16 protein-coding genes and 1 pseudogene are annotated in these 20,498 nt (G+C 65.2%); 16 read left to right on the top strand and 1 reads right to left on the bottom strand.

Annotated elements, in window-relative coordinates; all coding sequences use genetic code 11:
• Positions 1-79: 79 nt before the first annotated feature.
• From C380_RS03875 to C380_RS03890, 4 genes and pseudogenes are all read left to right on the top strand, one after another.
• Positions 80-1,665, top strand: a pseudogene (locus C380_RS03875) (ABC transporter substrate-binding protein).
• A 122-nt stretch (positions 1,666-1,787) separates the two neighbouring features.
• A complete protein-coding gene (locus C380_RS03880; RefSeq protein ID WP_015012586.1) occupies positions 1,788-2,699 on the top strand; it encodes an ABC transporter permease in 912 nt (303 codons plus the stop codon).
• A gap of 29 nt (positions 2,700-2,728) precedes the next feature.
• Positions 2,729-3,715, top strand: coding sequence for an ABC transporter ATP-binding protein (locus tag C380_RS03885; protein WP_015012587.1), 987 nt, complete (start codon positions 2,729-2,731; stop codon positions 3,713-3,715).
• Positions 3,712-4,725 (top strand): ABC transporter ATP-binding protein, encoded by a 1,014-nt coding sequence (locus C380_RS03890; protein ID WP_015012588.1) that lies wholly within the window; start codon positions 3,712-3,714, stop codon positions 4,723-4,725. Before C380_RS03885 ends, C380_RS03890 begins: the two co-directional genes overlap by 4 nt.
• A gap of 138 nt (positions 4,726-4,863) precedes the next feature.
• Here C380_RS03890 and C380_RS03895 read toward each other — a convergent pair whose 3' ends face one another.
• Positions 4,864-5,793, bottom strand: coding sequence for a LysR family transcriptional regulator (locus C380_RS03895; protein ID WP_015012589.1), 930 nt, complete (start codon positions 5,791-5,793; stop codon positions 4,864-4,866).
• A 162-nt stretch (positions 5,794-5,955) separates the two neighbouring features.
• Between C380_RS03895 and C380_RS03900 the strand changes: the two genes are divergently transcribed.
• The 12 genes from C380_RS03900 to C380_RS03955 all read left to right on the top strand — a co-directional run bounded on the left by C380_RS03900 (position 5,956) and on the right by C380_RS03955 (position 20,465).
• A complete protein-coding gene (locus C380_RS03900; RefSeq protein WP_015012590.1) occupies positions 5,956-8,076 on the top strand; it encodes a 3-hydroxyacyl-CoA dehydrogenase NAD-binding domain-containing protein in 2,121 nt (706 codons plus the stop codon).
• Between the two features lie 122 nt (positions 8,077-8,198).
• Positions 8,199-9,374, top strand: a complete 1,176-nt coding sequence (locus C380_RS03905; RefSeq protein WP_015012591.1) for an acetyl-CoA C-acyltransferase — start codon at positions 8,199-8,201, stop codon at positions 9,372-9,374.
• A gap of 44 nt (positions 9,375-9,418) precedes the next feature.
• Positions 9,419-10,615: an acyl-CoA dehydrogenase family protein gene (locus C380_RS03910; protein ID WP_015012592.1), complete on the top strand. Its 1,197-nt coding sequence runs from the start codon at positions 9,419-9,421 to the stop codon at positions 10,613-10,615.
• 10 nt (positions 10,616-10,625) lie between these two features.
• A complete protein-coding gene (locus C380_RS03915) occupies positions 10,626-11,759 on the top strand; it encodes an acyl-CoA dehydrogenase family protein (RefSeq protein WP_015012593.1) in 1,134 nt (377 codons plus the stop codon).
• A 4-nt stretch (positions 11,760-11,763) separates the two neighbouring features.
• The gene (locus C380_RS03920) at positions 11,764-12,600 is read left to right on the top strand and encodes an oxepin-CoA hydrolase, alternative type (RefSeq protein ID WP_015012594.1); all 837 of its coding nucleotides are present in this window, start codon (positions 11,764-11,766) and stop codon (positions 12,598-12,600) included.
• A complete protein-coding gene (locus C380_RS03925; RefSeq protein ID WP_015012595.1) occupies positions 12,597-13,853 on the top strand; it encodes a CaiB/BaiF CoA-transferase family protein in 1,257 nt (418 codons plus the stop codon). Before C380_RS03920 ends, C380_RS03925 begins: the two co-directional genes overlap by 4 nt.
• Positions 13,854-13,868: 15 nt before the next feature.
• Positions 13,869-14,867: a tripartite tricarboxylate transporter substrate binding protein gene (locus C380_RS03930; RefSeq protein ID WP_015012596.1), complete on the top strand. Its 999-nt coding sequence runs from the start codon at positions 13,869-13,871 to the stop codon at positions 14,865-14,867.
• 185 nt (positions 14,868-15,052) lie between these two features.
• Positions 15,053-16,066 carry a tripartite tricarboxylate transporter substrate binding protein gene (locus C380_RS03935; protein ID WP_015012597.1) on the top strand — a complete coding sequence of 338 codons (1,014 nt, stop codon included), beginning with the start codon at positions 15,053-15,055 and terminating at the stop codon, positions 16,064-16,066.
• Between the two features lie 8 nt (positions 16,067-16,074).
• On the top strand, positions 16,075-17,640 hold the full coding sequence (locus C380_RS03940; RefSeq protein WP_015012598.1) for a class I adenylate-forming enzyme family protein: 1,566 nt from the start codon (positions 16,075-16,077) through the stop codon (positions 17,638-17,640).
• A 32-nt stretch (positions 17,641-17,672) separates the two neighbouring features.
• On the top strand, positions 17,673-18,422 hold the full coding sequence (locus C380_RS03945) for an electron transfer flavoprotein subunit beta/FixA family protein (protein WP_015012599.1): 750 nt from the start codon (positions 17,673-17,675) through the stop codon (positions 18,420-18,422).
• Complete coding sequence (locus tag C380_RS03950; RefSeq protein WP_015012600.1) at positions 18,423-19,355, top strand: electron transfer flavoprotein subunit alpha/FixB family protein; 933 nt, start codon at positions 18,423-18,425, stop codon at positions 19,353-19,355.
• 126 nt (positions 19,356-19,481) lie between these two features.
• Entirely contained in the window at positions 19,482-20,465 is a 984-nt protein-coding gene (locus C380_RS03955; RefSeq protein ID WP_015012601.1) for a tripartite tricarboxylate transporter substrate binding protein, read from the top strand.
• Positions 20,466-20,498: the final 33 nt, after the last annotated feature.

Consider the following 20,498-nt stretch of genomic DNA (forward strand, 5'->3'; position numbering starts at 1 on the left):
CTTCTCCACGCACACACCGCTCACCCACCGGAAGTCTTCGTACCCTTCCATCCCACCCTTTCACTACCAGGAGATTTCCATGAAATTCCAGAAAAAAGTCGCTGTGACCGCTCTCTTCGCTGCGCTGGCTGCGACGAGTTTGGTAGCTCAGGCACAGACCGTTCGCATCGCCAACCAGGGCGATGCCCTGTCGATGGACCCGCACTCACTCAACGAGTCGCTGCAGCTGAGCGTGACCAGCAACGTTTACGAACCCCTGGTGGGCCGCAACAAGGACCTGAGCCTTGCGCCCGCATTGGCTACCAGCTGGAAGCAGATTGCCCCCACCGTGTGGCGCTTCGAACTGCGCAAGGGTGTGCAATTCCACGACGGCACGCCGTTCACGGCCGACGATGTGGTGTTTAGCTTCGCCCGCATGAAGGGCGATGGCTCTGACATGAAGGCCACCAACAGCGACATCAAGCAGGTGCGCAAGATCGACGACCACACGGTAGAGATCGACACCATGGCTCCCCAGCCCATCCTTCCGGACGTGATCACCACTTCCTACATCATGAGCAAGAAGTGGTGCGAGACCAATCAGGCCACAACCCCGGTAGACCGCCGCAAGGGCATCGAGAACGCGGCGTCGTTCCGCGCCAATGGCACCGGCCCCTTCCGCCTGCGTGAGCGCCAGCCCAACGTGCGCACGGTGTTCGTGCGCAATGGCGCCTACTGGGACAAGATCGAAGGCAACGCCACCGAAGTTGTGTTCACGCCCATCGGTAACGATGCCACGCGCGTGGCGGCCCTGCTGTCGGGCGAAGTGGACGTGATGGAGCCTGTGCCAGTGCAGGACATCGAGCGTATCAACGGCAGCGCCAATGCCCGCGCCATCACTGGCCCTGAGCTGCGCACCATCTTCCTGGGCATGGACCAGAAACGCGACGAGCTGCTGTACTCCAACGTCAAGGGCAAGAACCCCTTCAAGGACAAGCGCGTGCGCCAGGCCTTCTACCAGGCCATCGACATCGAAGGCATCAAGAAGACTGTGATGCGGGGCGCCTCCAACCCCTCCGCGCTGATGGTGGGCCCCGGTATCAACGGCTTCCAGCCGGATGTCAAGCGCCTGCCCTATGAGACGTCGAAGCCGCCAAGAAGCTCATGGTTGAAGCCGGTTACCCCAACGGCTTTGAAGTCACCATGAACTGTCCCAACGATCGCTACGTGAACGACGGCCGCATCTGCCAGACGGTGGCTGCGAACCTGTCGCGCATCAACGTCAAGATCAACCTCGCGGCTGAAACCAAAGGCACGTACTTCCCCAAGGTGCTGCGCCGTGACACCAGCTTCTACATGCTGGGCTGGACGCCCACCACGTACGACTCGCACAACGCCCTCAATGCGCTGATGATCTGCCCGGACGACAAGACCGGCGCGGGCCAGTTCAACCTGGGTGCGTACTGCAACCCCAAGCTGGACGAACTGACCAAGAAGATCCTGGTCGAGACCGACAAGCCCAAGCGCGACGCCATGATCAAGGAAGCCTTTGAAGTGCATACCGCCGATGTGGGCCACCTGCCGCTGCACCAGCAGGCGCTGGCCTGGGGCGTGAGCAAGAAGGTCAAGCTCGTGCAGATGGCCGACAACTACATGCCGTTCAAGTGGATCACCGTGAGCAAGTGAGCCCGCGTTTTTCCGACTGATCGATACGACGACAACAACAAAGCCACCGGCTGATCCAAGCCCGCAACAACACCCGCAGCTACCCGCTGCGCGTGTTGTTGCCCGTTGACTGGTTTCCCACAATGAAAACTACCCTTGCCCGCTGGTTCGACAGCGACGTCGGCTACAGCTTCCGCACATCGCCGGTCGCCATGCTGGCCGCTGCCATTGCGCTGATTTGCCTGTTCTGTTCGGTGTTTGCCGGATGGGTGGCACCCCACAACCCGTTCGACCTGACCACGCTGGAGCTGAGCGATGCGCGCCTGCCCCCGGCATGGAGCGAAATGGGCTCGATGAAATACCCCCTGGGCACCGATGACCAGGGCCGCGACATCCTCTCGGCGCTGATCTACGGCGCGCGCATCTCGCTCGTGGTGGGCATCGCCTCGGTGGTGCTGTCCGTGGTGGTGGGCGTGGCCTTTGGCCTGCTGGCAGGCTTTCGGGGCGGCTGGGTGGATGCCGTGCTCATGCGCCTGTGCGACGTGATGCTGTCCTTTCCCGCCATCCTGGTCGCGCTGCTGATTGCTGGCGTGGGCCGTGCGCTGTTCCCCAATGCGCATGAGTCGCTGGCGTTTGGCGTGCTGATCCTGTCCATCTCCCTCACCGGCTGGGTGCAATATGCCCGCACGGTGCGCGGCTCTACGCTGGTAGAGCGCAACAAGGAATACGTGCAGGCCGCCCGCGTGACGGGCGTCTCGCCGCTGCGCATCATGCGCAAGCACGTGCTGCCCAACGTGATGGGGCCCGTGCTGGTGCTGGCCACCATCCAGGTGGCCACGGCCATCATCACCGAAGCTACTCTGTCTTTCCTGGGCGTGGGCGCGCCGCCCACTTCGCCCTCGCTGGGCACGCTGATCCGTATCGGCAACGACTACCTGTTCTCGGGCGAATGGTGGATCACCGTCTTCCCTGGCGCCATGCTGGTGCTGATTGCTTTGTCCGTGAACCTGCTGGGTGACTGGCTGCGCGACGCTCTCAACCCCCGCCTGCGTTGAACAAGAACAAGAAGAAAAGCGATATTTCCATGAGCCTTCTCGAAGTCAAAAACCTCGTTGTCGAATTCCCGGGCCGCCGCGGTACCCTGCGCGCTCTGGACGACATTTCCTTTTCCATCGCACCCGGCGAGATTCTGGGCGTGGTGGGAGAGTCCGGCGCCGGCAAGTCGCTCACCGGCGCGGCCATCATCGGCCTGCTGGAACCGCCCGGCCGTGTGGCCTCGGGCCAGATCCTGCTGGAGGGTCAGCGCATCGACAACCTCAATAACGAGGAGATGCGCCACATCCGGGGCCGCCGCATCGGTGCCATCTTTCAAGACCCGCTGACCTCGCTGAACCCGCTGTACACCGTGGGCCGTCAGCTCACCGAAACCATCCTGGCCCACCTGCCCGTGAATGCGGCCGAAGCCCGCCAGCGCGCCATCCAGCTGCTCAAGGACACCGGCATTCCCGCCGCCGAAGAGCGCATCGACCACTACCCGCACCAGTTTTCGGGGGGCATGCGCCAGCGCGTCGTGATCGCCCTGGCCCTGGCCGCCGAGCCCAAGCTCATCGTGGCCGACGAGCCCACCACAGCGCTCGACGTGTCTATCCAGGCGCAGATCATCACGCTGCTGAAAAACATCTGCAAATCGCGTGGCGCGGCCGTCATGCTCATCACCCACGACATGGGCGTGATCGCCGAAACCTGCGACCGCGTGGCCGTGCTGTACGCCGGGCGTGTGGCCGAGATCGGCCCGGTGCATGACGTGATCAACCAGCCATCCCACCCCTACACCGCCGGGTTGATGGCCTCCATCCCCGACATGGAACAGGACCGCGAGCGCCTCAACCAGATCGACGGCGCCATGCCGCGCCTCAACGCCATCCCCAAGGGCTGTGCCTACAACCCCCGCTGCCCCAAGACCTTTGACCGCTGCATGACCGACCGCCCCGACCTGATGGATGCCGGCGCTACCCGCGCTGCCTGCTGGCTGCATGCCGGTGCAACGACCCAAGCCAAGGTGACCGCATGAGCGCCGCCGCAACGAATAGCAAGGCGCTGGTGCAGGCGCATGACCTGGCCAAGACCTTTGACGTCTCTGCCCCGTGGCTCAACCGCGTGATCGAGCGCAAGCCCCGCACCCTGCTGCATGCGGTGGACGGCGTGAGCTTCGAGATCGAGAAGGGCAAGACGCTGGCGCTGGTGGGCGAATCCGGCTGCGGCAAGAGCACCGTGGCTCGACTGCTGGTGGGCCTGTACGACCCTACGCGCGGCGGTCTCACGTTTGATGGGCAAGACGCCCATGCGGCCTTCAAGGGCAACAACGCCAAGGCCATGCGCCGCCGCATCCAGATGATCTTCCAGGACCCGTACGCCAGCCTGAACCCCCGCTGGCTGGTGGAGGACATCATCGGCGAGCCCCTCAAGGAGCATGGGCTCATCACCGACAAGGAGCAGCTCAAGCAACGTGTGGGCGAGTTGCTGCAATCGGTGGGCCTGTCGCCGCTCGACATGGTCAAGTACCCGCACCAGTTCTCCGGCGGCCAGCGCCAGCGCATCTCCATTGCGCGTGCCCTGGCCACCGAGCCCGAGTTTCTGGTCTGCGACGAGCCCACCAGCGCGCTCGACGTGTCGGTGCAGGCGCAGGTGCTCAACATCATGAAGGACTTGCAGCGCGAGCGGCAGCTCACGTATCTGTTCATCAGCCACAACCTGGCCGTGGTGCGCCATGTGAGCGACCAGGTCGGCGTGATGTACCTGGGCCGCCTGGTGGAGCTGGCCGACAAGCACACGCTGTTCGACACGCCGCGCCACCCCTACACGCGCATGCTGCTCGATGCCATCCCCAAGATGCACGACACCGGCAAGGCGCGCACACCGGTGCAGGGCGAGGTGCCCAACCCGCTGAACCCGCCACCCGGCTGTGCGTTCAACCCGCGCTGCCCGCATGTCAATGACCGCTGCCGCACGGAGCGCCCCAAGCTCCAGAGCATCGGCGGCATCCGCATTGCGTGCCATGCGGTGGAGGAAGGGCGGATCTGATGCCCAGCGCCGCACCGGCGTGCGGCGAAGTCGCCCGGTGTGCGGGTCAAGGGTGCAGGTGGATGCGTTTGCTATAAAAATATAGCTATTGATGCATGATTAACTAGCACCTGCGCCCGTTTTTTCATTGAAATTCGATCAAGGCGCTGATCCGGCCGCCGCTGGCGCGCCTGACTCGGCGGCGGGCAGGGCCCGCCCCAGCAGGTAGTCAATGCAGGTGCGCACCGCCCGGGTCTGGTGGCGGTTGGGCATGTAGAGCATGAACATCTGGGTGCCAAAAATGCTCAGCCGCCAGTCGTCGAGCGTGGTCAGCACTTCACCGCTGGACACGGCATCCTGCACCACGTAGTCCGGTACCAGCCCCACGCCAAGCCCTGCCAGGATGCCCTGGCGCAGAAACGGAAAGTGCTCCGAAATGAGGGTGGGCTCCAGCATGGCTTCCTGGCGCTGGTCACCCCGGTACCCGCGCAGGCGCAGCTGCTTGCCCACCACCCCTGCGGTGATCACTGGCGCAGCCTGCAGAGCCTCGAAGTCCTGGGGCAGCCCGTGCGCCTCGGCGTACCCGCGCGATGCGCAGGCGATGTAGCGTACGCTGCCCAGGTCGCGCGCCACCAGCGTGGGTGGGGGCTCGGGCATCACGCGGATGGCGATGTCCACCTCATCGCGGATGAGGTCATCCACCCGGTTTTCAAAGCGCACATCCAGCACGATGCCGGGGTACAGCCGCTTGAAGTCGATCAGCCAGTCTGACATCACCATCTGCCCGTAGCCACTGGGCACGCTCAGGCCTACGCGCCCCTGCAGGCCCTGGCCCAGCGTGGCAATGGTCTCGCGCGCGGCCAGCATTTCGTTCTGAATGGCGCGGCCATGGGCGTACAGGCGCAGGCCCACCTCGGTGGGCTCTACCCGGCGCGTGGTACGGCGCACCAGCTGCACACCCACCGATTTTTCCAACTGGTGCAGGTGGTAGCTCACATTCGCACGGGTCATCTTCAGGTTGCGCGCGGCCTGGCTCAGGTTGCCGGCATCAAGGATGTCGACCAGCACGGTGAGGGAGGTGAGTTCCATAGGCGGGATAGGTGGGGCGGCGCCTGAACGCTCGCTTGCCGCAGTTTGTCAAAAGAAGTTTGACAGTCTGTCAATGGGCTATGTAATTGTCAAGATTACTTCGCGCATCAACAATCCCCCGGTCATCAACAGGCACAGCCATTGACCAGGAGACTTCCCCGTATGCATGCCGCCGCTGCCGCATCTTCCGTTGTTACGACCGCGCTGCATGGCGATGTTCTGGTCGTCACCATCGACAACCCGCCCGTCAATGCCCTGGGCGCCGCCGTGCGCCAGGGCTTGTTGGCCGCCATGCAGCAGGCGCAGGCCGACGCCGCCGTGACCGCCGTGCTGCTGGTGGGCGCGGGCAAGGCCTTCATTGCCGGGGCGGACATCCGCGAATTCGGCAAGCCCCCGGTGACACCCATCCTGCCCGAGGTCTGTCGCGCCATCGAAAACCTGAACAAGCCTGTGGTGGCCGTGTTGCATGGCGCGGCCTTGGGCGGTGGGCTGGAGGTGGCGCTGTCGGCCCACTACCGGCTGGCTTTGCCCGCTGCCACACTGGGCCTGCCCGAGGTGAACCTGGGCCTGCTGCCCGGCTCCGGCGGCACCCAGCGCGCCCCGCGCCTCATGGGCGTGCAGGCGGCCACCACCCTCATGCTCAGTGGCCAGCCCCTCAAGGCACAGGCCGCGCTGCAAGCCGGGCTGGTCGACAAACTGGTGGAAGGCACCGACCCACTGGCCGCAGGCCTGGCCTATGTGCGCGAGCTGCTGGCTGCCCAAGCCCCCGTGCGCCGCACGCGTGACCTTGCCATTGCCGAGCCGCAAGCTGCACTGGCTTGGCTCGAAGAGCAAAAGACCGAGACGGCCAAGAAGTCGCGCGGCCTGTTCTCGCCCCTCAAGATCATCGAATGCGTGCAGGCTGCGCTGCAACTCCCGTTTGACGAAGGTATGGCCCGCGAGCGCGCACTGTTCATGGAATGCCTGGACAGCCCGCAACGCGCCGGGCTCATCCACGCCTTTTTTGCCGAGCGTGAAGTGGTCAAGGTGCCCGAGGCCCAGGCCGCGCAGCCACGCCCTGTCGCCAGCATCGCCGTCATCGGTGGCGGCACCATGGGCGCGGGCATTGCCGTGGCGGCCCTCGATGCCGGCTTGCCCGTCACCATGATCGAGCGTGATGCCGAGTCCATCGCCCGTGGCCGCGCCAATGTCGAGAAGGTCTACAACGCCCTGGTCGCCAAAGGCCGCATGACCGACGCAGCGAAGGTCGCCGTGATGGCGCGCTACACCGGCAGCACCAGCTATGCCGACATCGCCCAGGTGGACCTCGTGATCGAGGCCGTGTTTGAAGACATCGAGGTCAAGAAGACCGTGTTCCGCGAGCTGGACCGCGTGTGCAAGCCCGGCGCGGTGCTGGCCACCAACACGTCCTACCTCGACATCGACGCCATCGCCGCCGCCACCGGCCGCCCTCAGGACGTGATCGGCCTGCACTTCTTCAGCCCCGCCAACATCATGAAGCTGCTGGAGATCGTGGTGCCCGCCAAGGTCGCGCCCGATGTGGTCGCCACGGCGTTCGAGCTGGCTCGCAAGCTGAAAAAGGTGCCCGTGCGCGCCGGTGTGTGCGACGGCTTTATCGGCAACCGCATCCTGGCCGTGTACAAGCAGGCCGCTGACTACCTGCTGGAAGACGGCGCAAGCCCCTACGAGATCGACGCCGCCGTGCGCGGTTTCGGTTTTGCCATGGGCCCCTTCCAGGTGACGGACCTCGCCGGTGGCGACATTGGTTGGGCCACTCGCAAGCGCCGCGCTGCGACACGCGACCCCCAAGCCCGCTACGTGGAAATTGCCGACCGCATCTGCGAGCGCGGCTGGTTTGGCCAGAAGACCGGGCGCGGCTTTTACCTCTACCCCGAAGGCTCCCGCACGGGCCAGCCCGACCCTGAAGTGCTGGCCATTGTGGATGCCGAGCGCGCCAAAAAGGGCATCAGCCCCCGCAGCTTCACTGCCGACGAGATCATGCGTCGCTACATGGCCGCCATGGTCAACGAAGGGGCCAACGTGGTGCACGAGGGCATTGCCCTGCGCCCGCTGGATGTGGACGTGACCTTTGTGGCGGGCTACGGCTTTCCGCGCCATCGGGGCGGCCCGATGAAGTGGGCCGACATGACGGGCCTGCCCAAGGTGCTGGCCGACATCGAGGCCTTTGCCAAGGAGGACCCGCTGTTCTGGAAGCCGTCGCCCTTGCTGGTGCAGCTGGTGCGGGAGGGGCGCAACTTTGACAGCCTGAACAAGGCCGAATAGTGCAGAAGCCGCCCCACGCGCACAGCACATCAGGCGGCCTCTCAATTCCATTGAATTCAAGTCATCTTGGCCTATAGCGCTCTATCAATAAGCGCAGTCAGCTATTAAATCAGGAGCAAATCATGCGTGAAGCCGTCATCGTTTCCACCGCCCGCACCCCATTGACCAAGTCGCACCGGGGCGAATTCAATGCCACACCCGGCCCGCAGCTGGCGGCCTTTTCCGTCAAGGCAGCGGTCGAGCGCTCGGGCATCGACCCCGAGCTGATCGAAGACCTGGTGATGGGCTGCGGCTACCCCGAGGGCATCACCGGCAAGAACATTGGCCGCCAGACGGCGCTGCGTGCGGGCCTGCCCCTGTCGGTGGCCGGCATGGTGGCCAGCCGCTTTTGCGCGTCGGGCCTGCAGTCGGTGGCGATTGCCGCAGGCCGCATCGTGGCGGAAGGCGTGCCCGCCATGGTGGCGGGCGGGGTGGAGAGCATCTCGGCCATCCGGCCTGGCAACCCGGCAGACATCGACCCCTGGCTGCAAGAGCACAAGCCCGACCTTTACATGGCCATGATCGACACCGCCGACATCGTGGCCCACCGCTACGGCATCAGCCGCGAAGACCAGGATGCGTTCTCGCTGCTAAGCCAGCAACGCACCGCCGCCGCACAGCAGGCGGGCGTGTTTGCTGACGAGATCGTGCCCTGCGCCGCACGCATGATGGAAAAAAACAAGGAGACCGGCGAGGTCACCTACCGTGAAGTGACGGCCACGCACGACAACTGCAACCGGGCCAACACCACGCTGGAGGGCCTGGCCAAGCTGGAGCCGGTGAAGGGCCCCGGCCAGTTCATCACCGCAGGCAATGCCTCGCAACTGTCCGACGGTTCCAGCGCCTGCGTGCTGATGGAAGCCAAGGAGGCCGAGCGCCGTGGTCTGCAACCGCTGGGTGCCTTCCGCGGCTTTGCAGTGGCCGGTTGCGAGCCCGACGAAATGGGCATTGGCCCCGTGTTTGCCGTGCCCAAGCTGCTGGCACGCCACGGCCTCACGGTGCAGGACATTGACCTGTGGGAGATGAACGAAGCCTTTGCCTCGCAGGCCCTGTACTGCCAGCGCCGCCTGGGCATTCCGTCGGAGCGGCTGAACGTGAACGGCGGGGCGATTGCCATTGGCCACCCCTTTGGCATGACCGGTGCACGCCTGGTGGGCCATCTGCTGCTCGAAGGCCGCCGCCGCAAGGCCAAGTACGGCGTGGTGACCATGTGCATCGCCGGTGGCATGGGCGCTGCAGGCCTGTTTGAAATTTTCTGACCTTGCGCCACACCACCGAACTCTGAAACAGCAAGCGACCCGATATGGACCTGAATTTCACCCCCGAAGAAGAAGCCTTCCGCGCCGAGGTGCAGGCTTTCTTGAAAGACAAGCTGCCCGAACGCATCGCCACCAAGGTCAAGGCCGGGCAGCGCCTGTCCAAGGCGGACCAGGACGAGTGGCACGCCATCCTGAACGAGCGCGGTTGGCTGGCCAACCACTGGCCCCAGGAATACGGCGGCCCGGGCTGGGGTGCGGTCGAGAAGTTCATTTTCGATACCGAGTGCGCCCTGGCCGGTGGCCCGCGCATCGTGCCTTTTGGCGTGAACATGCTGGGCCCGGTGCTCATCAAGTTCGGCAACGAGGCGCAGAAAAAGTACTGGCTGCCGCGCATCCTGAGCGGTGAGGACTGGTGGTGCCAGGGCTATTCCGAACCCGGCGCGGGCTCTGACCTGGCTTCGGTCAAGACCACGGCAGTGCGCCAGGGTGACCACTACATCGTCAACGGCCAGAAGACCTGGACCACCCAGGGCCAGCACGCCAACATGATCTTCTGCCTGGTGCGCACCGATCGCGAAGCCAAGGCCCAGTCGGGCATCAGCTTCTTGCTGGTGGACATGAAATCGCCCGGCGTGGAGCTGCGCCCCATCCGCACTCTGGATGGCGACAAGGAAGTCAACGAAGTCTTCTTCACCGATGTGAAGGTGCCCGTGGAAAACCTGGTGGGTGAGGAAAACAAGGGCTGGACCTACGCCAAGTACCTGCTGACCTACGAGCGCACCGGCATTGCAGGCGTGGGCTTTTGCATTGCTGCACTGGCCAAGCTCAAAGTCATTGCTGCCAAGGTGATGAAGAACGGCCAGCCGCTGGACCAGGACCCGCTGTTTGCCGCCCGCATGGCCCAGGTCGAGATTGACCTGGAGAACATGAAGACCACCAACCTGCGCGTGATTGCCGCTGTGGCTGGTGGCGGCGTGCCGGGGGCAGAAAGCTCCATGCTCAAAATCCGCGGCACCGAAATACGCCAGGAAATCCTGTCGCTCATCCGCCGTGCGGTGGGCCCATACGCGCTGCCCTTCATCGAAGAGGCGCAGTACGAAGGCTATGCCGACGAACCCGTGGGGCCGAAAGAGGCGGCCACGGCAGCAGCCAACTACTTCAACTACCGCAAGCTGTCGATTTTTGGCGGCTCCAATGAAATCCAGAAGAACATCATCTCCAAGATGATTCTCGGCCTGTGAGGTTGCCGCGATGAACTTTGAACACACCGAAGACCGTCGCATGCTGGCGGACACCCTGAACCGTTTTGTGGCCGAGCAGTACGGGATCGAAACGCGCAACCACATCGCTTACGGCGACACCGGCACGGACCCGGCGCTGTGGGCCCGTTTTGCCGAGCTGGGCGCGATTGGCGCGCTCTTCCCCGAAGCCGATGGCGGCTTTGGCGGCGCAGGCTTTGATGTGGCAGTGGTGTTTGAAGCCCTGGGCAGCGGCCTGGTTGTGGAGCCCTTTGTCAGCGCGCTGGTGGTGGGCCGGGCGCTGGGCTTGGCGGGCAGCGCGGCACAGAAGGAACACATCGCCAGCCTCATCGACGGCAGCACTGTGGCCGCGCTGGCGCATGAAGAGCCCGGCGCGCACTACGCCCTGAACCGCGTGACTACCCGCGCCGTGCGCCATGGCGATGGCTGGCAACTCACCGGCCACAAGGCCGTGGTGCTGCATGGCGACCAGGCGCAGTGGCTGCTGGTCAGTGCCCGCACCTCGGGCGCTGTGGACGATGAAAACGGCATCTCGCTGTTCCTGGTGCCCACTGATGCCGCAGGCCTGAGCCGCCGTGGCATGGGCCGCATCGACGGTGGCCGCGTGGCCGAAGTCACGTTGCAAAACGTGCAGGTGGGCGCCGATGCGCTGCTCGGCACGGAGGGGCAGGGCCTTGCCACGCTGGAGCACGCAGTAGGCTGGGGCATTCTGGCCGTGTGCGCCGAGGCGCTGGGTGCGATGGACGTTGCCAAGAAGCACACGCTGGAATACCTGCAAACGCGCAAGCAGTTTGGTGTGCCCATCGGCAGCTTCCAGGCCCTGCAGCACCGCATGGCCGACCTGCTGCTGGAAGTGGAGCAGGCGCGCTCTGCCGTCATCAACGCAGCGGCCGCGATGGACAGCACGGACCGCACCGAGCGCGAGCGCGCGCTGTCGGCCGCCAAGGTCACCATGGGCCGCATCGGCGCGTTGGTGGCTGAAGAAAGCATTCAGCTGCACGGCGGCATTGGCATGACGTGGGAGCTGCCGCTGTCGCACTACGCCAAGCGCCTCGTCATGGTGGACCACCAGTTTGGTGATGAAGACCACCACCTGGCGCGCTTTATCGCGCTGGGCCGGAGCTGAAGCCATGGAGCAGCCACTGCCTCTGCTGCAACGCCGCGAGGGCGCGGTGCTCGTGCTCTCCAACAACAACCCCGCCGCGCGCAATGCGTTGTCACCCGCGTTCTACGCGGCGCTGACCGAGGCACTGGCGCAGGCCGAGGCCGACCCCAACGTGGGCGCCATCGTGCTCACGGGCGAAGGCGGGCACTTTTGTGCGGGCGGTGACTTGCGCCAGCTGGCCAAGCGCCGCGAGCTGCCCATTGAAGAGCGCCGTGCCAAACTCGAAGGCCTGCATGACCTGATCCGCACCGTGCGCGATTGCCGTAAGCCGGTGATCGCGGCGGTAGAGGGCGCAGCGGCCGGTGCGGGCCTGTCGCTGGCGCTGGCCTGCGACATGCTGGTGGCTGCGCGCAATGCCGTGTTCTCGGTGGCTTATGTGAAGGTGGGGCTCACGCCCGATGGCGGCGCCACGGCCTTCCTGGCCGAGTTCGTGTCGCGCCAGGTGCTGACCGAGCTGTGCCTCACCGGCGAACGCATCTCGGGCGAGCGGCTGCACGCATTGGGCCCGGTCAACCGACTGGCCGAACCGGGTGAGGCGCTGACGCAGGCATTGGCATTGGCTGCGCAGGTAGCTACCGGGCCAGACCTGGCCATGGGCCGCATCAAGGCGCTGTGCCGCAGTGCCTACAGCCAGCCGCTGGACGACCAGCTGGAGCTGGAAGCACAGCTCATGGTGCAGTCACAAGCCACCGAAGAATCCCGCGAAGGCATTGGTGCGTTTCTGGAAAAACGCCCGGCCGATTTCGTCCGTCTGCGCCACGTCAATGCCGCTGGCGCGGGTACACAAGACACTACGCAATGACCTCCACAACCCCTACACCCTCATTGCCCGAGGGCATGGATTTCCCGCTCGAAGGCGTGCGCGTGCTCGACCTCTCGCGCGTGTTTGCCGGGCCGCTGTGCGGCCAGGTACTGGCCGACTTTGGTGCCGACGTCATCAAGGTGGAACACCCCGGCCGGGGTGACGACACCCGTGACTGGGGCATGCGCATCGGCAAGACCGAGACCACCTACTACAACAGCATGAACCGCAACAAGCGGTCCATCACCGTGGATTTGCAGACGCCCGAAGGCGTGAAGATCATCCGCGACCTGCTGCCCCAGTGCGACGTGGTGGTCCAGAACTTCAAGACCGGCGGCGCTGAGAAGCTGGGCCTGGGCTACGAGCAGCTCAAGGCCATCAAGCCCGACCTCATCTATTGCTCGGTGGCGGGCTACGACAGCTCGGGCCCCGAGGCCAAGCGCCCCGGTTATGACCTGGTGATCCAGGGCGAGGCGGGTCTGATGGCCATCAACGGTGAGGCCAACCAGCCGCCGCTGAAGTTTGGCGTGGCCGCCGTGGACATGATGACCGGCATGTACGCCGCGCAGGCTGTGCTGGCGGCGCTGTTCCGCCGGGAACGCACCGGCAAGGGCCGACACATCGAGATGGCGCTGTACGACTGCGGCCTGATGATTACCGGCTACTACGGCCTGGACGCCATGCTGCTGGGCCATGACCCGCAGCGCTACGGCAACGCCCACCCGTCCATCGTGCCCTACGGCATGTTCGAGGCGCAGGATGGTCCGCTCATCATCGCCGTGGGCAACAACAGCCAGTTCGACAAGTTCTGCCGCCAGGTGGTGATGCGCCCGGACATCGTGGAAGACCCGCGTTACGCTACCAACGTCGAGCGCGCCCGCAATCGACTGACTCTGCTGCCTGAGATGAAGGCGTTGATTGCCAGCTTTCCGCGTGATGTGCTGCTCGAACGCCTGACCGCTGCAGGCATCCCTTGCGGCCGTGTGGCCGGCCTGCACGAAGCGCTGACCAGCGAGCGCACGCGCCGCGGCGGCCTGCTGCAGGAACTGCCACACCCCGTAGCGGGCACCACGCATGTATTCGCGCCGCCTTATCGGCTGGACGGGCAGCGCCTGCCCATCCGCAACGCACCGCCCACGCTGGGCGCCGCCACGCGCGAGGTGCTGCAGCAGCTGCTGCAACTGCCCGAGGCCGAGCTGCAGGCCCTGCGCGACAAGGGGGTGCTCACGCTGCCCGACCCACAACAACATTGACAGGAGACTTCCCCCATGCGATCCCTTTCCCGCCGTACCATCCTGGCCACCGTGGCTGCCCTGGCCCCCTTGGCTGTCCCCGGCATCATGTCGGCAGCCCATGCGCAGGCCTGGCCTGCCAAGCCCATCAAGCTGATCGTGCCCTACCAGGCCGGTGGCGCCACGGACATTACCGCCCGCACGCTGGGCGAGAAGCTCTCGGCCCGTCTGGGCCAGCCTGTGCTGGTGGACAACCGCGGCGGTGCGGGTGGAGTGACCGGTACCGATCAGGCGCTCAAGTCGCCCGCCGACGGCTACACCCTGCTGGTGTCCCTGGGCACCACCATGCTCATCAACCAGTTTCTGTACGACCGTCTGCCTTACCAGCCGCAAAAGGACCAGGCCCTCATCACCCAGATCGCGCTGGCGCCGGTGGTGCTGCTGGTCAACCCGCAGCTGCCGGTCAACAACGCGTCGGAGCTGATGGCCTACATCGACCGCAACAAGGGCAAGATCGCCTACGGCTCGTGGGGTGCGGGCTCGTATGCCCATTTGGCGGGCGCCTGGCTGTCCGACAAGCACAAGGCCGACATGAACCATGTGCCTTACAAGGGCGAGGCGCCCATGCTGCAGGACCTGGTGGGCGGGCAGTTCCAGATGGCGTTTGCCAGCCTGCAGTCGGCCCGGCCGTACATCGAGTCGGGCCGCCTCAAGCCACTGGCCGTGACCGGCGCGCAGCGCATGGACGCGCTGCCCAAAGTGGCCACCATGGCCGAGCAGGGTATCAAGGACGAGGTCTTCCAGGTGACGGGCTGGGTGGGCATGAGCGCACCCGCCAAGACGCCGCCTGAAGTCGTGGCCCGGCTCGGCGCCGAGCTGCAGGCCGTGATCGCGATGCCCGAAGTGCGCGACCGCATCCAGCAGATGGGTTTCATCCCCGTGGGCAGCAGTCCCGAGCAGTTCAGCGCCCAGTTCAAAAAGGACGCACCGGTGTGGGAGCGCGTGGTGAAGGTCTCTGGCGCGAAACTAGATTGACACCCCCCTGAGCCGCTGCGCGGCTTCCCCCCCCGCTCTCGCATGGCTGCGCCATGCGGGCAGGGGGACGCAGCCAGCGCGGCGGGGCGGCCCTTGCGCGGCTGCTCTCGCTTCGGCCTCGCCAGTTTCGGACGGCGTGGGCCTACGCAGCGCTTAGGACCACTGAAAGACAAGACGTTTTCGCCATGAACAAACCATCTCTTTTCCCTGCTGCTTTCTCCCGTCGCACCGTGCTGTCAGCCGCTGCTGCAGTGTCGGTCATGGGCCTGTTGGGCTCGGTCCCAGCACACGCCCAGGCCTGGCCCAACAAGATGATCAAGCTCGTGGTGCCCTTCCCGGCAGGGGGGCCCACCGATACGGCCTCGCGCATCGTCGGCCAGAAGCTGGCTGAGCGGCTGAAGCAGCCCGTGGTAGTGGAGAACCGCGCGGGCGCTTCGGGCTCAATTGCCGCGCAGCAGATCGCCAAGACCCCTGGCGACGGCTACACGCTCATGATGCTGGCCACGCCCACGCTGTTGGCTCCGCACCTGTACAAAAAGGCGGGCTACGACACCACCAAGGATTTCGTGTCCGTGGCTACCGTGTACGACCTGCCCATCGTGGTGGTGGTCAACCCGGCGCAGATGCCCACCGTGACCGATCTGCAAAAGCTCATCACCCATGCCAAGGCGCGGCCGGGGCAGCTCAACTACACGTCCTCGGGCGTGGGCAGCTTTGGCCACCTGAGCATGGAGCTGCTCAAGCAGCTGGGCCAATTTGAGATGGAGCATGTGCCCTACAAAGGCGGTGTGCCCGCCATCACCGACACGCTGGGCGGCCAGGTGCCCATGATGTATGCCGACCTCGTGGCGGCGCTGCCCCATATCCAGACGGGCAAGCTGCGCGCGATTGCAGTGGGCTCGCCGCAGCGCGTGGGGGTGATCTCCAACGTGCCCACCATTGCCGAGCAGGGCTTCAAGGGCTTTGATGCCGTGTCGTGGGGCGGCCTGATGGCCCCGCCCGGTACGCCCAAGGACGTGGTCGACCGCATCAGCACCGAAGTCAAAGCCATCCTGGCTGACAAGGAAGTGCAGGACAAGCTACTCAACGCCGGTGCCATCGCCAACTACCAGGGCCCGGACCAGATGGCCAAGCGCGTGCGTGGCGATTACGCCAAGTGGGGCCAGGTGATCCGCGACAAGGGCATCGTCTTCGAGTAAGTTGGGCCATGACCAATACCACTGCCTCTGCCCCTTTCCCCCCGTTCCGCCGGGTCTCCGATCTGCTGCGTGACAACGCGCGGCAGCGCCCGCAGGCGAATGCCTTGGCCGATGACGACTCCGCGCTGGACTGGGCTGCGCTCGATGCCCTGGTGGACCGCGTGGCCGCATCGTTGCAGCAGGCGGGCCTGCAGTCGGGCGATGTGGTGGCCGTGTGCGCCGCGTCGTCTGTGCGTTATGCCGCCGTGTACCTGGGTGCCCTGCGCGCAGGTGTGGTGGTGGCACCACTGGCGCCGTCCGTCACGCCCGAGGCCATGGCGTCCATGTTGGGCGATGCCCAGGCGCGCCTGCTGTTTGCCGATGCGCAGGGCAGGGCGGCGGTGCCGCCTGCCGTGATGGAAGGCGCCGGTGCGCTGCCGCTTGTGGCGCTGGACGACGCCGGTGCGGGCATGCCGTGGAGGGAGTGGCTTGCCCCTGAAGGCGCGGCGCCGACGCCGGTGGACGTGGGCCCCGAGCATCCGTTCAACATCATTTATTCCTCTGGTACCACCGGCAACCCCAAGGGCATCGTGCAATCGCACGGCATGCGCTGGGCGCACCTGGTGCGCGGCCTGGCGCAGGGCTACGGCCCGGACAGCGTCACACTGCTGGCGACGCCGCTGTATTCCAACACCACGCTGGTGTCGTTCTTTCCCGGCCTGTGTTGGGGCGGCAGCGTGCGGCTGATGGCGAAGTTCGATGCGCTGCGCTACTTACAGACCGCGCAGCAGATCCGCGCCACGCATTCCATGCTGGTGCCGGTGCAATACCAGCGCATCATGGCGCTGCCGCAGTTTGGTGAGTTCGACCTGTCGTCCTTTCGCGCCAAGTTCTGCACCAGTGCGCCGTTCCGCGCCGAGCTGAAGGCCGACATCCTGGCGCGCTGGCCGGGCGCGCTGTACGAGTTCTATGGCATGACCGAAGGCGGCGGCACCTGCATCCTGGCGGCGCACGAGCACCCGGACAAGCTGCACACTGTGGGCCAGCCCGCCTCCACCAGTGACATCCGCCTGATCGATGAAGAAGGAAACGAGTTGCCGCCCGGTGCCACCGGCGAGGTGGTGGGCCACTCGCCCGGCATGATGACCGGCTACCACCGGCAGCCCGACAAGACGCGCGAGGCCGAGTGGTTTGACGCCACCGGCAAGCGCTTCATCCGCACGGGCGACGTGGGCCGGTTTGACGCGCAGGGATTTCTGACCCTGCTGGACCGCCGCAAGGACATGGTCATCAGTGGCGGCTTCAACATCTACCCCAGCGACCTCGAAGCCGAGCTGCGCAAGCACCCCGCCGTGGAGGACGTGGCCGTGACCGGCATGCCCTCCGAACAGTGGGGCGAGACGCCGGTGGCCTTTGTGTGCCGCCGGCCGGGCGCCACCGATGACGCCGCCCAGATCATGGGTTGGTACAACGCCCGGGCGGGCAAGACACAGCGGTTGGCTGCGCTGCATTTCATCGACGAGCTGCCGCGCAGCGCCATCGGCAAGGTGCTCAAGCGCGAGTTGCGCGACCTGCACTGCACGCTGTCGCATTGATCGATTTCCTGTTTTTTCAGAAAGACCCAACCATGAAAATCCTCGTCCCCGTGAAACGCGTGGTGGACTACAACGTGAAGGTCCGAGTGAAGTCGGACAACACGGGTGTGGACATCGCCAACGTGAAGATGAGCATGAACCCCTTTGACGAAATCGCCGTTGAAGAGGCCGTGCGCCTGAAAGAAAAAGGCCTGGTGACCGAAGTCATCGCAGTCTCCTGCGGCGTAGCCCAATGCCAGGAAACCCTGCGCACCGCCATGGCCATTGGCGCCGACCGCGCCATCCTGGTGGAAACCGACGTCGAACTGCAGCCCCTGGCCGTGGCCAAGCTCCTCAAAGCCCTGGTCGACAAAGAACAACCTTCTCTCATCATCCTGGGCAAACAAGCCATCGACGACGACGCCAACCAGACCGGCCAGATGCTGGCGGCCCTGGCCGACCTGCCCCAGGCCACCTTCGCCAGCAAGGTGGAACTGGCTGCCGACAAAGTCAGCGTGACCCGCGAAGTCGACGGCGGCCTGGAAACCCTGGCCCTGACACTGCCCGCCGTCATCACCACCGACCTGCGCCTGAACGAGCCCCGCTACGTCACCTTGCCCAACATCATGAAGGCCAAGAAAAAGCAGCTCGATACCGTCAAGCCCGAAGACCTCGGCGTGGACGTTGCTCCGCGCCTGAAGACCCTGAAGGTGACCGAACCCGCCAAGCGCGGCGCAGGCATCAAGGTGGCCGACGTGGCCGCACTGGTCGAAAAACTCAAGAACGAAGCGAAGGTGATCTAAATGTCGGTACTCGTTATTGCTGAACACGACAACGCGTCCATCAAGGGCGCCACGCTGAACACCGTCACGGCCGCCGTCGCCTGCGGCGGCGACGTGCACGTGCTGGTGGCCGGCCACAATGCCGGTGCAGCCGCACAAGCCGCCGCCAGCATCGCCGGTGTCGCCAAGGTCATCCACGCCGACGCAGCAGGCCTGGAACACGGCCTGGCAGAGAACGTGGCCGCCCAAGTGCTCGCCATCGCCTCCAACTACAGCCACATCCTGTTCCCCGCCACTGCCAGCGGCAAGAACGTGGCCCCCCGCGTGGCCGCCAAGCTCGATGTCGCCCAGATCAGCGACATCACCAAGGTCGTCTCTCCTGACACCTTCGAGCGCCCCATCTACGCTGGCAACGCCATCGCCACCGTGCAAAGCAGCGACAGCGTCAAGATCATCACCGTGCGCACCACCGGCTTTGACGCCGCAGCCGCCACTGGTGGCAGCGCAGCAGTAGAAACCGCCGCTGCCACAGCAGATGCCGGCAAGAGCAGCTTCGTGGGCAGCGAAATCGCCAAGAGCGACCGCCCCGAGCTGACCGCTGCCAAGATCATCGTCTCCGGTGGCCGGGCGCTGGGCAGCAAGGAAAAGTTCGACGAAGTCATGACCCCGCTGGCCGACAAGCTGGGCGCCGCCCTGGGTGCCAGCCGCGCGGCGGTGGATGCAGGCTACGCGCCCAACGACTGGCAAGTGGGCCAGACGGGCAAGATCGTGGCGCCGCAGCTGTATGTGGCCGCCGGTATCTCGGGTGCCATCCAGCACTTGGCGGGCATGAAGGATTCGAAGGTGATCGTGGCGATCAATAAGGACCCTGAGGCACCGATCTTCAGCGTGGCCGACTATGGGCTGGAAGCGGATCTGTTCACGGCGGTGCCGGAACTGGTCAAGGCGCTCTGAGCCCCCGCAGATTACTGGCACAGCCCATCTGATGGGATCTTGTTGCTATTAAAAACAGAGCTATCGGCGCTTAATGCATAAGCGCTGAGTCTGTTTTATTTCTAAAAATTAGCAGGAGACAAAACCATGAGCACATTCCTTTCCCGTCGCAGGCTGGTCCAGGTCACCGGCGCAGCGCTGGCCGGTGCGGCATTGCCAGCGCTGGCCCAAACCAGTTGGCCCAGCCGTCCCATTCGCATCATCGTGCCTTACACGGCGGGCGGGTTTACCGACCAGATGGCGCGTCTGCTCACGGTGGGCCTGCAAAAGCAATTCGGCCAGCCGGTTGTCATCGACAACAAACCCGGCGCGAACAGCATCATCGGCGTGGATGCCGTCGCCAAGTCCGCCCCGGACGGTCACACCTTTGGTGTGGTCATTCCGGCCTTTACCGCCAACACCACGCTCTACCCCAAGCTGCCCTACAACCCCCGCAAGGACCTGATGGGCGTGTCGCTGCTGGGTGTTTCTCCGTTGGTGGCCGCAGTGGCGCCCAATGCACCGTTCAAGACGGTGAAGGAACTGGTGGCCTATGCCAAGGCCAACCCGGGCAAGGTGAGTTTTGCCTCATCAGGCACAGGCTCTGCGGCGCACCTGACCAGCGAGCTGCTCAAGTCACTGACCAAGACCTTCATGGTCCACATTCCCTACCGCGGCGCAGCCCCGGCGCTGACGGACCTGCTCGGCGGCCAGGTGCCCTTGTTCCTCGACCCTCCGCCCAACCTGATCCAGCCCGCCAAGGCAGGCCGCATCACCCTCATCGGCGTGGCCAGCGAAAAGCGCTTGCCCATGTTGCCTGACGTGCCGACCTTCATCGAGCAAGGCGTGCCCGGCATGCTGGGCAGTACCTGGGCCAGCATGATTGCACCCGCCGGGACGCCGCGCGACATCGTCAAGCGCATGTCGGACGCGGTGAACGCCATCATCCAGAGTGATGAAACCAAGGCCAAGCTCGACACCATGGGCACCTTTGGTGAGGGCACCACGCCCGAGGCGTGCGACGCCTTTTTGGCGGCCGAGACGACCAAGTGGGGCAAGGTGATCCGCGACGCGGGTGTCACGCTGGACTGAGAAGGCGTGCGCCGGCCTGGCCTGACGGCCAGG

Origin of the sequence: Acidovorax sp. KKS102, assembly GCF_000302535.1 — a bacterium.
GTDB lineage: Bacteria > Pseudomonadota > Gammaproteobacteria > Burkholderiales > Burkholderiaceae_C > Acidovorax.